Origin of the sequence: Phyllobacterium sp. 22552, from assembly GCF_052044585.1 — a bacterium.
GTDB classification, from domain to species: domain Bacteria; phylum Pseudomonadota; class Alphaproteobacteria; order Rhizobiales; family Rhizobiaceae; genus Phyllobacterium; species Phyllobacterium ifriqiyense.
In genome coordinates this window covers 237,709-251,587 of sequence record NZ_JBQENG010000005.1, presented here as the reverse complement: position 1 = coordinate 251,587, position 13,879 = coordinate 237,709, and the positions used below count along the sequence as shown (strand labels likewise).

Genomic DNA, 13,879 nt, shown 5'->3' with positions numbered 1-13,879 from the left:
CCCGGCGAACTTGTGATGTCGGACCGTTTCCCGACAACGCACGCCGGTGGAGAAATCCTCAATGGAACTCGATTTTTTGTTCATCGACTGGCTGGGTAAGCCGGTCTGGATGTGGCTAAGCTTTTTTGGCCTCGTTCTCGCTATACTGGCATTCGATCTCGGCGTTCTTCACAAGGAAAACAAGGAGATCAATGTGGTTGAGAGCTTGAAGCTCTCTGTTCTTTATATTTCCCTCGGCCTCGCTTTCGGCGGGTGGGTCTGGTGGTATATCGGTGCCGATGCGGGTATGGCCTATATAACGGGCTTCGTCGTCGAAAAGACGCTCGCGCTGGACAATGTCTTTGTTATCGCCCTGATTTTCTCCTTCTTTGCCGTCCCCCGTCTCTATCAGCACCGGGTCTTGTTCTGGGGTATTCTCGGCGTCATCGTGCTGCGCGCCATCATGATCGGCGTTGGAGCAACGCTCGTTGCTGAATTTGCGTGGTTGCTTTATATCTTTGCGGCTTTCCTGATCTTCACCGGCCTGAAAATGCTGGTTATGGAAGAATCCGAGCCTGACATTGCCAATAATGCGCTGGTCCGCTTCATGCGCCGCCGGTTCAACGTGACCGAAACCCATCATGGCGAACATTTCTTCGTGCGGCAGGCGGACCCCAAGACGGGCAAGCTGATCTGGTTCATTACGCCGCTGTTCATGGCGCTTGTTCTGGTCGAGGTTGCCGATGTGATCTTTGCCGTTGACTCGGTACCAGCCATCTTCGCCATCACCACTGACCCGTTCCTGGTCTATACGTCCAATATCTTCGCCATCCTTGGGTTGCGCGCGCTTTATTTTGCTCTTGCGGCAATGATTCACCGCTTCCGCTATCTCAAACCAGCCCTTGCTCTGGTTCTGATTTTCATCGGTTCGAAGGTTTTCGTCGCTGATATGCTGGGCCTTGAAAAGTTTCCTGCCGGGCTGTCGCTGGGTGTCACCTTCGCGATCATAGCCGGCGGGGTGGTCTGGAGCCTGGTCAAGACCCGTAAGGATGAGGTTGAAGTATGACGAGCGACCAAGCCTCAAGCAGGCTTTGAGCGATGAAAATTGCGGGAGGGGGCGTTATGCCCCCACCTCTTGCCTGATCTCGTCCAGCACCTTCAGCCTTCCCGTGGGCATCATCACCGTCAGCCTTGGCGGCTGTTACATGATCTGGCTGCTATTATGGGGAAGCTCATAAACTTCGCCCTGGGAATTATATTTCGCTCCAGCAGGAGCAAGTCGCATGGAGCCGGCTGTTGGTGCATTGGCAGCCGGCTATGTCCACATCCGCCTCAAGCACTCAACAATATTGTCACTGTAGTCACTCTGTCTATTTGTTCTGCCGAGTACAATAATGGAACAGGGTGCCCGGTATGCCATGGCTTCAAGAGATCGATATAATGCGGAGAATCTGGCAATCCTGATTGTCCCGGATTATTGACGAAAAAACTGTTGTCCCACGCCCCAACATCGATGACCATTCGAACCGACGGCCCTGAGATGACTGAGAAGTCGTTCAATCGGTAAGTGGCATAGTTGAGGGTAGAACTGCTCCCGCCCAAGGCGATTGGCCCAGTTGACCACTCTTTGTCCGTGAGCGCCTGTAGAGGATGGCGCAAGTGAAGCCTATGGATGGAACCCCACGGAGGGTTCGCGGCGCCCGCTTCCCCCAAAGCAGTATATTCCGTCCAAGCATCTCTAAGGCTTTGGCGAAGGGCTTTAGCAATCTCGGGACTATCCGGCGCTTTTTCCAGCCACGAAGCAATGCTTGGTGCATCAAATGGCATTAACAACGGAATAATTTCCGGTGCGGCCCCTTCCAGTCGAGCGACAAGAGGACCGAGATGCTTGCTGAACCATATCTCAAAAATTGCTGCGGGCGCGGAATGTGCAGCCAGATCGCCATCCCAATTCTGCAGAAGCCGCCACGCCTGTTCATTATTGTCATTGCCAAATACTCGTTGGACTCGCTTCAACACGCGGACGGCAATCGGTGACCGCGTTGAACTCTGAAGCGCTACGCAATCTTCGAGGGAAATCGGCTCGCTGCGGGAAAGCTCATTGTGGAGCGTGTCGTGCCTGCTGCTGTCGAGCCACTCATAGCCGATAGCTGGATTGGATGCGGTCCAAGCGACCGGTACATTCATAGCGTTGGCGGTCGCTATAAAACCGCGTGAAGGGTTAATCTCCAAGGGCCCCGATTGCGGTGACAGATAGCCATTCCATTCAAATCGCCCATCGCCAGGAACCGGAAGCAAGCCATCCCAATTGTTGCGAACTGGCGTGGCACCAGACGGCTTCCATGCAATTGTGTTGGCCGTATCAGCATAAATATGATTGACGGAAGGGCAGCCCCAGCCTTCCAGCGCGCTGGAATATTCAGTGTAGTTCGTCGCTTTCATCACGGAGAGGCTAGCCATATAGGGCGCCATGCCCGCGTCCATCCAAACAGTTCGCAAGCCGAAAGCGCGATGGTTTTTTTCATCCTCGTAGATGATCGGACCATGGCGGGTGAACTTTAATTCGACTTTTTGATCGGGGTATCCTTTGACGGGAATTGTCTCGGTGATGGTTTCGACCTGTTCCCAATCGTCTGCGTAGGCATATTGATCAGGATCATCTTTCTTCGTCTGATAGACATAGATATCCTCTTGGTCTGCACCGAAAATGGTAAGACCGAAGGCGATCTTGCCATTATGCCCCATCGATATTCCAGGAACCATCGGCTCACCCGCACCGATCACGTCTAGACCCGGCATGGTCAGGTGAACGACATATCGTATGGATGGCAAACTATGCGTGCGATGCGGATCGAGAGCGAGTATAGGGCGACCGGTTGTGGTTTTCTCCGCCGATATGGCCCAGTTGTTGGAGCCCTCTTCAAAAGAAGCGCGAACAATATCGCCAGTCGGAGCCACTGTCGTCCAAAGGGCTGCCTCATCCAATGTGGCAGCCAGCCGCTCTTTTGAAAATGTCGCGGGACTGATGGCAAGGTTGAAATCACGTAGCACCCTGTCCGTCATAATTGCCGGGTCAAAGCCTTCCACCGGCTTGGGCACAATGCCGTGGGACAAATCCTTGCGAAGCATGTCGAGCTTTGCGCCAAGCTCAATGCCCGCAGCAGCCATGACTTTGGAGCGTAAAAGTTCGGAGGATGCATTGCGCGTCAGCGAATGGGTGCGCACCCGCACAACATCTTCCGCCTTCCAGTGTTCTGGCCGATGACCAAGCAATAGGAACTCTGGCGGAAGCGCTATCGAGCCTGCATTGCAGGCATCGACATAAGCATTGATACCGCTCGCAAATGCAGTGCAGATTTCTTCAGAATCCTGCCCGTAAGCTCGCCATTCGGCCGCCATGTCGCCGCGGTAAAGCAACAACCGAGCTGCCCTGTCCTGCTCCAGATAGCCTGGGCCAAAATCACGCGCCAGCAGACCCAGCCCGCGTTTGCGGGCTGTGTCGATCTGCCAGAGACGATCTCGCGCAGCATTCCAGCCTTGCGCAACAAAGAGATCGTGAAGGTTGCTGGCTCTGATATGAGCCACCCCCCACTGATCCACATTAATCGTAGCGTCATCCTTCAGGCCCGGAATCTGGGCTTTGGTCAGTCGGCTTGCATCAGACATGGTAGGACCCGTTGCGCCTTATTCCAGCCGCAGGAACAAGCCTGCGTGAAGACGCGCGCGCTCGATCAGACTGTCTTCGAAGATATGCTCGCCCAAGGTGTGCAGACCATCACCACGCACGCCGATGGAATCAAGTGTCGGCACACCGAGCGCGCCGGTAAAGTTTCCATCGGAACCGCCACCCGAGCTTTGGGCCGTCATGGTAAATCCAACCTCTTTCGCAATATCATTAGCGAAGTTGAAAAGCTGCATATCTTGCGGCTGCCCGGGCTCCCAAACTGGCCGCGTCACCCCGCGAGTGACGATCAGTTCCACATCATCTTTCGCGCCCGCAAGAGCCATGATACGTGAAACACCCTCTTCGAGATCCTTTTGGGTTTTCGCCATGCTGAGCGCCTCGGCTTTGCAGCTTGATGAAACGCAATTGACCCATTGCCCGGCCTGAATAACACCGACAGAGAATGTACAATCTTCCGTCGTGAGTGCTTCGATCTCGATGATCTTTTCGGCCATGCGGCGGATGGCTGAGCGTCCTTCCTTGAGCAGCCAGCCAGCATGACTCGGCCTGCCAATAGTTTCGAGATTGTAGCGCGCAATGGCATAGCGCCCCACGACGGCGCCACCATCACGCCGTGCGGGTTCCGGTACCAGAACATATTTGTTCTTGAGCGCTTCCTGCTCAATCAGATCACGCGTGGAAGGCGTTCCCACCTCTTCGTCGGGCGTCAACAGAAAGGTGACAGGAAGCTTGGTTGCGAGCCCGTTTTTTGCAATCTGACGCATGGCCTCAAGCGCAACGAAATTGCCACCCTTCATATCCTGGATGCCAGGGCCGTAAATCTTGCCATCATCCCGGCGAAACGGATTTACATCAATGACGCCAAGCGGATGGACGGTATCGAGATGCCCTGACACCAGAATGCCGGGCTTGCCATGATGTTCGTGCGGAAACCTTGCGCGCAAAGACCCGCCAAATCCCATTCGCCCCGGAATGAATTCAACGCTGGCACCTGCAGCGGCAAAGTCATAGGCGGCAATATCCACCATTCGATTGACCGCCGCTGCATCGAAAGTCGGGCTTTCGGTTTCGATCCAGGGGCGCAGACGCGCAATCATGTCATCAAGGTCAAATGGAAGTTCAAACGCGCTCATGCAGCCAATTCCTTGTTAACAGACAAGCGGGTTTCCACGATCCGAGCATAGATAGACGCGCCAATCGGAAGCACTTCCGGTTCGAGTGTAAATGCCGGATTGTGCAAGGCGGCCTTGCCGGCGTGCTGCACGTTAATGTAAGCACCTGGCACCCGGGCGAGCATATCGGCGAAGTCCTCGCTGCCCATAAAGGCTGGGCAGTCATCGCTGACATTTTCCTCGCCGAGCACATCGCGTGCAGCGGCGATATAGGCGTCGGAAAGCTCGTTATCATTACGCAAAACATCGAAGACATTGCGAATATCGACATCAACGGTCACGCCGTAACCAGCTGCCACGCCTGCGCAAATTTCTCTCAGGCGGCTTTCCGCCACATCGTAGACGTGACGCTCGAAATAGCGGATCGTACCGGTGATCGTGGCGACTTCCGGCACGATATTATAGGCGCTGCCGGTGTGAAATTGGGTGCACGAAACAACGCAGGCTTCAGTCGCGGGGATATTGCGGGAAACGATGGTCTGAATCTGACCAACAAGATCGGCGCCGATTACCAGCACGTCACGTGAGTTATGCGGCTGGGCCGCATGACTGCCTTTCCCCGTTAGTTTGATGTCGAAAAAGCTGGCCCCGGCCATGGCGGGACCCTTGCGTATCTGCGCTTTGCCGAGCGTACCTAATGGCTGATTGTGCATTCCGTAGATTTCGTCGCAGGGAAAGCGCTCGAACAGACCTTCGGCGATCATGGTACGCGCACCACCAAGACCTTCCTCAGCGGGTTGAAATACAAAAACCGCCGTGCCTTCGAAATTGCGGGTAGCCGCCAGATATTGGGCTGCGCTCAGCAACATCGTCGTATGACCATCATGGCCGCAGGCGTGCATACGGCCTGGGTTTTGCGATGTATAGGCAACGCCCGAAATCTCGTCGATCGGCAGTGCATCCATATCTGCTCGCAGGCCGATCCGGCGATTGCCAGGATTATGACCTTTCAGAATGCCGACGACGCCAGTCTTGGCAATATCGGTGTGAACTTCATCGAAACCCCACTTCTTTAGAAGACCAGCGACAACGCTGGAAGCGTGGTTCTCCTCAAAGCCAATTTCGGGATGACGATGAAGGTCTTCGAAAACCGCGCGCATCTCGCCGGCCTTCTCCTCAATAAACGGTATGATGGGCATAATTTCGTTCCTGTTTGAAGCATTGAAGATAATCGGGGCCGCAAGCAGCGGCCCTTCGATCAGGCGGCGGGACGTCCAGCCGCGAAATCCCAGAAGCGGCCGGGAGCCGCCTCAATCAATGAGCGCGTATATTCATGCGACGGATTGCCAAGCACGTCGGCAGCATTGCCATGTTCGACAACCTCTCCGCGTTTCATCACCAGCACGTCATCACATATCTGTGCTGCGACGCGCAGATCGTGAGTTATGAAAATAATGGCGATGCCGGTATCCTTCTGAAGCTGTGCGAGAAGATCAAGAACCTGTGCCTGTATCGAAACATCCAGCGCGGAGACCGCTTCGTCCGCCACGAGAATGTCGGGCCTGAGGGCAACAGCCCTGGCAATGGCAATACGCTGGCGCTGCCCGCCAGAAAATTGATGCGGATATCGCTTTAAAGCATCCAGTGGCAGCGAGACAATCTTCAACAGACGTTTCGCCTCGGCCACGGCTTCTTCGTAAGGCACATCGTAGTTGAGCGGCCCTTCCGTCAGACTTTGCTCAATAGTCCAGCGCGGATTGAGCGACCGGAACGGGTCCTGAAATACAACCTGCAGTTTTTTGCGAAACGGCTTCATTTCGCGTTTGCCAAGATGTGCAATGTCGCGTCCACCGACAAATATCTCGCCTTCTGTCGGCTCAATCAACCGCATGATCGAACGAGCGACAGTGGTTTTGCCGGAGCCGGACTCGCCGACAATCCCGAGCGTGCGTCCGCGTGGAAGCTCGAAAGTTACGTTGCGTGACGCTTGAACACCCGGCTTGGTGATGAAAATACCGCGGCTTCGATAAGTCATGCCGAGATCGCGCACCCGGATCACAGCTTCGCCGCCTTGCGATGCGCGCGCCAGTCGGGGAATGAGACTTGGCACCGAACCAAGCAGATCTTTTGTATATTGCTTTTGCGGTGAAGCCAGAACTTGCCGAATCGTGCCGTGTTCTACGATTTCGCCATTGTGCATAACGCAGACACGGTCGGCAATTTCGGCAACCACTCCCATGTCATGCGTGATGAACAGAACCGCCGTGCCATGTTTTGCCTGCATTTCGGCAATCAATGACAGAATTTGCTTTTGCGTTGTCACGTCGAGCGCGGTGGTCGGCTCATCTGCGATCAAAACCACGGGCTCAAGTATGAGCGCCATAGCAATCATGATGCGCTGACGCTGACCACCCGAAAGTTGGTGCGGAAAGCTTTGATAGATGCGCTCAACGTCAGGCAGGTGCACCTGCTCCATAATATTGATGACTTTGACGCGTTTCGCGTCGGCCGACAAATTGGTGTGAATATCCAGAACTTCCATGATCTGCTCACCAACCCGCATAACCGGATTGAGCGCCGTCATTGGCTCTTGAAAAATCATCGAAATGCGTGTGGCGCGCATCTTCTTCATATCGGCGGGAGACAATTTCAGCAGGTCAATGCCGTCAAGTCGAATTGCTCCCGTTTTTACCAGCAAAGCATTCTTGGGAAGAAGGCCCATGGCCGTCAGTGAGGTCACCGATTTGCCTGAGCCCGATTCGCCAACGAGACAAACTGTTTCGCCTTTACGGATATCAAGGCTGACGCTGCGAAGAACCTGTGTGCCGCTGGGTAGCGCCACGACGAGATTCTCAATTTCGAGCACGACCGGTTCTGTTGTGAAATCACGATTGCGCAATTCCATTTCAGCCCTCCCGCTTTTTCAGGCGCGGATCAAGCGTATCGCGCGCCGCATCGCCCAGAAGATTGATTGAAAGGACGCAGAGGGTCAGCAGAAGCCCTGGCCAGAGCACAATAGACGGTTTGATGCGGAAAAACTGGCGGCCTTCGGCCATGATGTTCCCCCATGTCGGGATCTCGGTGCTGATGCCTGCCCCGAGAAACGATAGGATTGCTTCGGTCAGAATTGCCGATGCGACGATGTAGGTGCCCTGCACGATAAGCGGAGCCATTGTATTGGGCAGAAGATGCTGGAAAAGAATTTTTGGCGTGCTCGAACCAAGGGCCAGCGCGGCTTCGACGTAGGACTCTTCGCGAGCACTCAGGATTACCGACCGCACCAGACGCACGACGCGAGGAATTTCCGGAATGGTAATTGCTACGATCACCGAGCCAATGGATGGCCCGTTCAGTGCGACCAATGCGATGGCGATCAAAATGGAAGGCATTGCCATCAGCGCATCCATCATGCGCATGATGATCGCATCGGCAGTGCGGAAAAAACCAGCGACCAAGCCGATGAGAATGCCCACGCCAATTGAAGCTCCGGCAGCAAGAAGGCCTATCAACAGGGAAATACGCCCACCGAGAATCATGCGTGAGAAGAGATCACGACCGTAATTATCAGTGCCAAGCAAATAGTCATCCGAAGGCGGCTTGAGCCGCATCAACGGGTTCATGGCCAGCGGATCATGCGGAGCGATCCACGGTGAGGCAAGGGTGAGAATGAGAATTGCGGCAAGGAGAACGCCCGCAATCATCGGTCCGATACCAACGCGTGTAACGCGCGGCAGCGAGAACAGGCGCAGCAACCAATGCATGCCAGTCGATGTCGGTTCAGAGGCCATCAATAGCGTATCCTTGGATCAAACAATGTGTAGGAAAGATCGATCAACAGATTGACGAAGACGTAGAGCGCGCTCGTCAAAAGGATCATGGCCTGAATGACCGGATAGTCGCGCGCCAGAACCGCATCAACCGTCAGACGTCCGATGCCGGGTATGTTGAAAATGCTTTCCGTGACCACGACGCCCGAAATGAGTAGCGCGAACCCGGTGCCAATAATGGTGACGACCGGCACAGCTGCATTCTTCAAAGCATGTACGAACAGGAGACGACGATCACTAACGCCTTTTGCCCGTGCGGTGCGAATGTAATCCTCGCCCAAAACATCCAACATGGCTGCGCGGGTCATGCGGGCGATGAGCGCGATATAGATCGAAGCCAGTGTCAGTGCGGGCAATATGGCTCGCTCCATGAAACTGCCAAAGCCCGACGAAATTGGTTTGAAACCCTGAACCGGAAGCCAACCCAGATTGACCGAAAAAATGAGCAGCAACACATAACCAACCAGAAAAACTGGAACGGAAAAGCCCAGAACAGAAAAACTCATGACGAGATAATCAATCCACGAACGATGCCGCCAGGCCGCGATCACACCCATCGGAATTGCCGCGAGAACAGCAATAATGATGGTGAGAACCGCTATGGAAATCGTCGGGCCGATACGTTGCGAAACCAGATCGAGCACCGGAACGCCTGATATCAGCGAGACGCCAAGATCTCCCTGCATTATATTGCCCATCCAGACGAAATATTGCGTCAAGATGGGTTTGTTGAGCCCCATAGCCTCCCGAATGCGTTCGAGTTGTTCGCTTGTGGCGGCATCGCCTGCCAGAATTGCCGCCGGATCACCCGGCGTAAGTCGCAGGAGGAGGAAGACAAAAATCGATACCAGCAGCAACACCGGTACAAGAGCAAAAATACGTTTTAAAAGGTAGATAGCCATATGCGCGTCCCGCGAGAGGCGGAACCGATACCGAACCGGTTCCGCATTGAATTGGGAGCCATCACGTCAAACGCGATAGCGGCGGGCAGATTATTCTTCGGTCTTTTTTACGTTCCAGAACACCGGGACGGGAGAGCCGAGCATATCGACGACATTGGAACGGCGGCCCTGTGGTGGATTATATTCGCCAAGCGGAATATAGAGGACGTTCTCAAGCGTATGGGCCTGGATTTTCTCAATAACGGCTTTCTGCTCTTCCGGCGTTTTCCCGGCAATATATTCCTTCTTAAGCGCTTCGATCTTGTCGTCCTTCGGCCAACCGAACCAGCCCTGATCGCCGCGACCATTGAGCATGACGGAGTTTAGCGGTGTGGCAATTTCCGGAATCTGCCAGTTTGTGAAGAAGATGTTCCAGCCACCCTTTGAGGGCTCATCCTTTGAGGCCCGACGACCGACAAGCGTCTGCCAGTCCATTGGCTGCATGTCGACAGTAAATCCTGCCGCGCGCAACTGCTGTGCTGCCACAACTGGTTGAGGAGAGAGACTGGAAACGTCTGTTGGCTGCATCAGTACAACCGGCTTTCCATCATAACCGGCTTTTTTGAGCAGTGCTTTTGCTTCTTCAATATTGCCTTTCCCGACAATGCTGTCAGCGCCGACATTCGTGGCGTTAGGCGTGCCGCAGCCGAAAATAGCACCGCAAACCCTGTAATATTTGGGATCGGCCATAAGCGCGGCAAGCACTGGTTCCTGCGACATGGCAAGAAAAGCTGCACGGCGAATGTCCGGATTGTCAAAAGGTGGATGCTTGAAGTTGAGGCGCCCCATGGTCTGATAGCCGAGCGGGTCGCGCTGTTCGAGAACCACCGTGTCATCGCCTTCAAACAGCGACACCAGGTCGACGGGCACCTGCTCCATGTAGTCGACTTCACCGCTTGCAAGAGCGTTAACCGCCGTCTGCGCATCGGTCATCGTGACCCAGCGAACCTTGTCTACATTTACGACTTTACCGCCTGCCATCCAATTGGCTGGTTCCTTGCGCGGTATATACTCTTCGTTTTTAACATAGCTTACGCCAACGCCGGGCTGGAACTCTGCCGGCACAAACTTGAATGGGCCGGAACCAATATGCTCTGTAATTGCGGTATCGGCTGGCGTTGCGGCGATGCGCGCGGGCATGATGAATGGAGGCAGGGCGGCCTGCTTGGAAAGCGTGTCAAGGAAGGGGGCAAATGGCTCCTTGAGTGTCCAGACCAGCGTTTTATCATCGGTCGCCTTCAGGGATTCCGTAATATCCATGATAAGCTGACCGCCAGCATCGCGCTTGGCCCAACGCTCGAGCGAGGCCACTGCGTCAGCGGCTGTTACCGGCGCACCATCGTGGAATTTAAGACCATCGCGCAGTGTGAATGTATAGATCTTACGATCGTCCGAAACGGTCCATTCTGCCATCTGAGGCTGTGGCTTGAAGTTTTCATCGACCGCGATCAGCACGTCGTAAATCATGTAAGCATGATCGCGGGTGATATGTGCTGTGGTGATGATCGGATCAAGGATGCGCAGGTCTGAATGCATGACTGCAGTAAGCGTTGTTTCCGCCCATGCAGCGCTTGTACCAAGCGCGATCAGTGAGGCTGCAATTCCATATTTTAGTTTACGAAGGGTCGGGCTAGGTTGGTGAAAACTGATAAACTTCATCTACTTAGTTCCTCTGGAGGTTGTTCTTATTGTTCTAGTTGAATTCCTGTCCGAGCGGCTCAAGCCTTATGCCCGCCCGCAAGCGCTTCCACGGCAATTGCGCCGGGCTGAGCGGCATCGCACCGGGGGCAATGCAGACAAGAAGCTTTTCCGCGATTGGTGCGAAGTCGGCTCGAAAATGGACGGAGCTTTTATTAACGAGGATGGCTTCCTGTTCTGGTTGAATCCCAACCATGCGATAAAGTTCACGATCTGCCATTTGGGCAAGATTGGTCGTAACAACGATACGCGTCCCGCCGAGTCGAAGGCAGGCAGATGGACCCATATCCAACCATGTGCCACCATAATAGGGACCTGTTGCATGGACCTTGCCGTCAGAGAGTTTCTCGACGGTGAACCGGGCTTTGAACGGCTCGTCGTTCTCGATCCCTGATTTGCCGCCAAGCGAAATCTCGATCTCAGCTTCCTCGCCTGCTTGATGCGCAAGCCTTGCGGCTTCCGGATCGTGAATACACCCAATGGCCGCACGTTCGGCGCCGCTGGCAACAAGTGCGCGAAGCATCCCGGTCGTATCCGAACTGCCACCCGCTCCGGGATTGTCTTGAGTATCCGCAATGACGACCGGGCGAACGGCGCTCCGAGCCAGCTCAATCGCCTTTTCAATCCCCTCCTTTGGCTGATAGGCTGTGCCGACAAAAGAGGATTCAGCCGCCGAAAGAGCCGTCATGATATTATCGGCGCACGCATCTACCGCCTGCTTATCCCAACCATAGGCGAAGACCGAAGGCCCGCATTCGGCAAAGTCAGCAGCGGGGAAGCCCATGAAGAGCGAGGCCGTCAGCACATTCTCTGGCAGATCGACCGTCATGCCATATAGGCCTTTTGCGGGTTCTTCCTGCGTGCACTGCCATGCAATCGGGATCAGATAATCGCCCTGTCGCATCGCCTTCTGCCAGCCATCAGGCCTGTCCATCAATGCCTGCAAAGCCTGTGCCGACCGATAACCGGTTTCGGCCATATCGACGTGCGGGTAAGTACGAAAACCGACCATCACATCCGAAAGGTCGAACATACGCCGCGTAATATTTCCATGCAGGTCTAATGCGACGGCAATCGGTTCCGATGGGCGGATGGAACGAACTCGTTCAAGAAGCTCGCCTTCGCCGTCATCCACGTGCTCAGCAACCATTGCGCCATGCAGATCGATAAAAATGCCATCCAGAGGCCCACAATTGCGCAGCCCTTCGACAATCTCGGAAACGATTGTTTCATAGGCGTCTTTGGTCACCGGCGCGGAGGGGATTGCCCCTGCCCACAGGATGGGCACGATTTCCCAGCCGGCCTGTTGCGCAAAGTTCAATGCCCCGACAATACCGAGGTTAACATTCTGCGCATTCTCGAAAATCGCGTTTCCACGGGAGATGGGGATGTATCCGCCACCCTGAACAAATGCTGCCATGGTTGCCGGCGCCGCAGCAAACGTATTTGTTTCATGCAAAAAGCCAGCGACAGCCACGCGTTTTGACACGAGCATACTCCCATTTTTGATTTGCCCCCTCGGGCTGATGTGTGTATCTCTCAGCGATACATCTATATTGTTTTTTATGATAGGAACCAATTTTGATGCTTGTCAATCCTCCAATGTCGATTAGAGATTTTTCATGACCACATTTCGAGATCTTCGCGGCATATCCAGTTTCGACCCTGATGAAGGAGAAGCTTACAAGGACGATCCGTTGTTTATGCGTTCGGTCGCAAGAACGGTCGCTGTCATGTCAGCATTTCAGAGCGCGCGTCATCCGTTATCGCTCAGTCAGGTTGCGACAGCTGCTGGTGTGGATCGCAGCGCTGCGCAACGGATCGTTCACTCACTCTTGAAGCTGGGTATGCTCACCCGCGACCCTGAGGATCGCGGCTACCTGCCCGGTCTGCGTGTGCTCGACATGACGCACGATTTGTTGCGACTTAACCCAATGCTCCAGCGCGCAAATCCCGTCATGTTGGAGCTACGCCGCCGTGTCCGTGAGCGTGTCGATCTTTCGCTCTTTGACGATGTGCGCGTCGTCTATGCTTTGCGCATGCCCTCAAAGCATGAAATCTTCAGCGCGACCATTGTTGGACATGCGGTTCCGACTTACTGCACGGCGGGCGGCATTGCCATCCTATCGCTCCTCCCTGACGAGAAGGTCGCCGACATTGTGAAACGCTCGGATTTGACACCTTTTACCAGTCACACCATCCGCACTCTTGATGAAGTTATGGTGCATGTCCACGCCACGCGTGAGCGGGGGCATTCCGTATTATGCAGGCAATTGTTAAATCATGAAGTGGCCATCGGCGCTCCGATACGAGATTCGAGCGGTGCTCCTATTGGCGCAATCCACGTCGCGGGAAGTCTGCAAGAGTGGACGGCCGAAAGCTTCAGTGACAGCTTCGGTCCGCTGGTGCAAAACGCGGCGCAAACAGTTTCGGAAAAAGCTCCCATCGGGATCCGAAAAGGGATTCAAGAATAGGTCAATGCCCAATAGTCGGCGGCTCTGCTGCGTCTGCTGGCTAAAGCAACCACTTCCAAAACCGTCCATCAAACAGGATCATCATGAGGAAAACAGCCGGCTTGGTACTTTTCAACGGGTACCTCAGCAAATGCAATAGTCGGGGCCTGACCACGTTTGCCCG

Annotated in this window: 10 protein-coding genes; 2 read left to right on the top strand and 8 right to left on the bottom strand. The window is 54.6% G+C overall.

Translation table 11 applies throughout. The features are described from left to right. Window positions 1–61 precede the first annotated feature (61 nt). Entirely contained in the window at window positions 62–1,045 is a 984-nt protein-coding gene (locus ACTJI9_RS14135; protein ID WP_440808771.1) for a TerC family protein, read from the top strand. Window positions 1,046–1,311: 266 nt separating this feature from the next. Here the strand turns inward: ACTJI9_RS14135 and ACTJI9_RS14130 are convergent, their stop codons facing one another. The 8 genes from ACTJI9_RS14130 to ACTJI9_RS14095 form a co-directional block, all read right to left on the bottom strand. Further along, on the bottom strand, window positions 1,312–3,645 hold the full coding sequence (locus tag ACTJI9_RS14130; RefSeq protein ID WP_440808769.1) for a penicillin acylase family protein: 2,334 nt from the start codon (window positions 3,643–3,645) through the stop codon (window positions 1,312–1,314). An 18-nt stretch (window positions 3,646–3,663) separates the two neighbouring features. Further along, window positions 3,664–4,797, bottom strand: coding sequence for a M20/M25/M40 family metallo-hydrolase (locus ACTJI9_RS14125; RefSeq protein ID WP_336441964.1), 1,134 nt, complete (start codon window positions 4,795–4,797; stop codon window positions 3,664–3,666). Continuing rightward, complete coding sequence (locus tag ACTJI9_RS14120) at window positions 4,794–5,975, bottom strand: amidohydrolase (protein WP_115053725.1); 1,182 nt, start codon at window positions 5,973–5,975, stop codon at window positions 4,794–4,796. The genes ACTJI9_RS14125 and ACTJI9_RS14120 overlap by 4 nt, the downstream gene beginning before the upstream one ends. Window positions 5,976–6,034: 59 nt before the next feature. After that, entirely contained in the window at window positions 6,035–7,681 is a 1,647-nt protein-coding gene (locus ACTJI9_RS14115) for an ABC transporter ATP-binding protein (protein WP_440808765.1), read from the bottom strand. A gap of 1 nt (window position 7,682) precedes the next feature. Beyond that, window positions 7,683–8,477 carry an ABC transporter permease gene (locus ACTJI9_RS14110; protein WP_370878668.1) on the bottom strand — a complete coding sequence of 265 codons (795 nt, stop codon included), beginning with the start codon at window positions 8,475–8,477 and terminating at the stop codon, window positions 7,683–7,685. Between the two features lie 86 nt (window positions 8,478–8,563). Beyond that, window positions 8,564–9,505, bottom strand: a complete 942-nt coding sequence (locus ACTJI9_RS14105) for an ABC transporter permease (protein ID WP_115053728.1) — start codon at window positions 9,503–9,505, stop codon at window positions 8,564–8,566. Window positions 9,506–9,595: 90 nt separating this feature from the next. Beyond that, on the bottom strand, window positions 9,596–11,203 hold the full coding sequence (locus tag ACTJI9_RS14100) for an ABC transporter substrate-binding protein (protein ID WP_115053729.1): 1,608 nt from the start codon (window positions 11,201–11,203) through the stop codon (window positions 9,596–9,598). A 34-nt stretch (window positions 11,204–11,237) separates the two neighbouring features. Next, window positions 11,238–12,737 (bottom strand): M81 family metallopeptidase, encoded by a 1,500-nt coding sequence (locus ACTJI9_RS14095; RefSeq protein ID WP_307275892.1) that lies wholly within the window; start codon window positions 12,735–12,737, stop codon window positions 11,238–11,240. Between the two features lie 127 nt (window positions 12,738–12,864). Here ACTJI9_RS14095 and ACTJI9_RS14090 point away from each other — a divergent pair, with 127 nt between their 5' ends. Then, complete coding sequence (locus tag ACTJI9_RS14090; RefSeq protein WP_336441968.1) at window positions 12,865–13,716, top strand: IclR family transcriptional regulator; 852 nt, start codon at window positions 12,865–12,867, stop codon at window positions 13,714–13,716. The last annotated feature ends 163 nt before the right edge of the window (window positions 13,717–13,879 follow it).

Bases quoted from the DNA above. Each gene is read 5' to 3' on its own strand.
- ACTJI9_RS14130 (WP_440808769.1), bottom strand. From the start codon at position 3,645: ATGTCTGATGCAAGCCGACTGACCAAAGCCCAGATTCCGGGCCTGAAG.
- ACTJI9_RS14120 (WP_115053725.1), bottom strand. From the start codon at position 5,975: ATGCCCATCATACCGTTTATTGAGGAGAAGGCCGGCGAGATGCGCGCG.
- ACTJI9_RS14135 (WP_440808771.1), top strand. From the start codon at position 62: ATGGAACTCGATTTTTTGTTCATCGACTGGCTGGGTAAGCCGGTCTGG.
- ACTJI9_RS14090 (WP_336441968.1), top strand. From the start codon at position 12,865: ATGACCACATTTCGAGATCTTCGCGGCATATCCAGTTTCGACCCTGAT.
- ACTJI9_RS14095 (WP_307275892.1), bottom strand. From the start codon at position 12,737: ATGCTCGTGTCAAAACGCGTGGCTGTCGCTGGCTTTTTGCATGAAACA.
- ACTJI9_RS14100 (WP_115053729.1), bottom strand. From the start codon at position 11,203: ATGAAGTTTATCAGTTTTCACCAACCTAGCCCGACCCTTCGTAAACTA.
- ACTJI9_RS14110 (WP_370878668.1), bottom strand. From the start codon at position 8,477: ATGATTGCGGGCGTTCTCCTTGCCGCAATTCTCATTCTCACCCTTGCC.
- ACTJI9_RS14105 (WP_115053728.1), bottom strand. From the start codon at position 9,505: ATGGCTATCTACCTTTTAAAACGTATTTTTGCTCTTGTACCGGTGTTG.
- ACTJI9_RS14125 (WP_336441964.1), bottom strand. From the start codon at position 4,797: ATGAGCGCGTTTGAACTTCCATTTGACCTTGATGACATGATTGCGCGT.
- ACTJI9_RS14115 (WP_440808765.1), bottom strand. From the start codon at position 7,681: ATGGAATTGCGCAATCGTGATTTCACAACAGAACCGGTCGTGCTCGAA.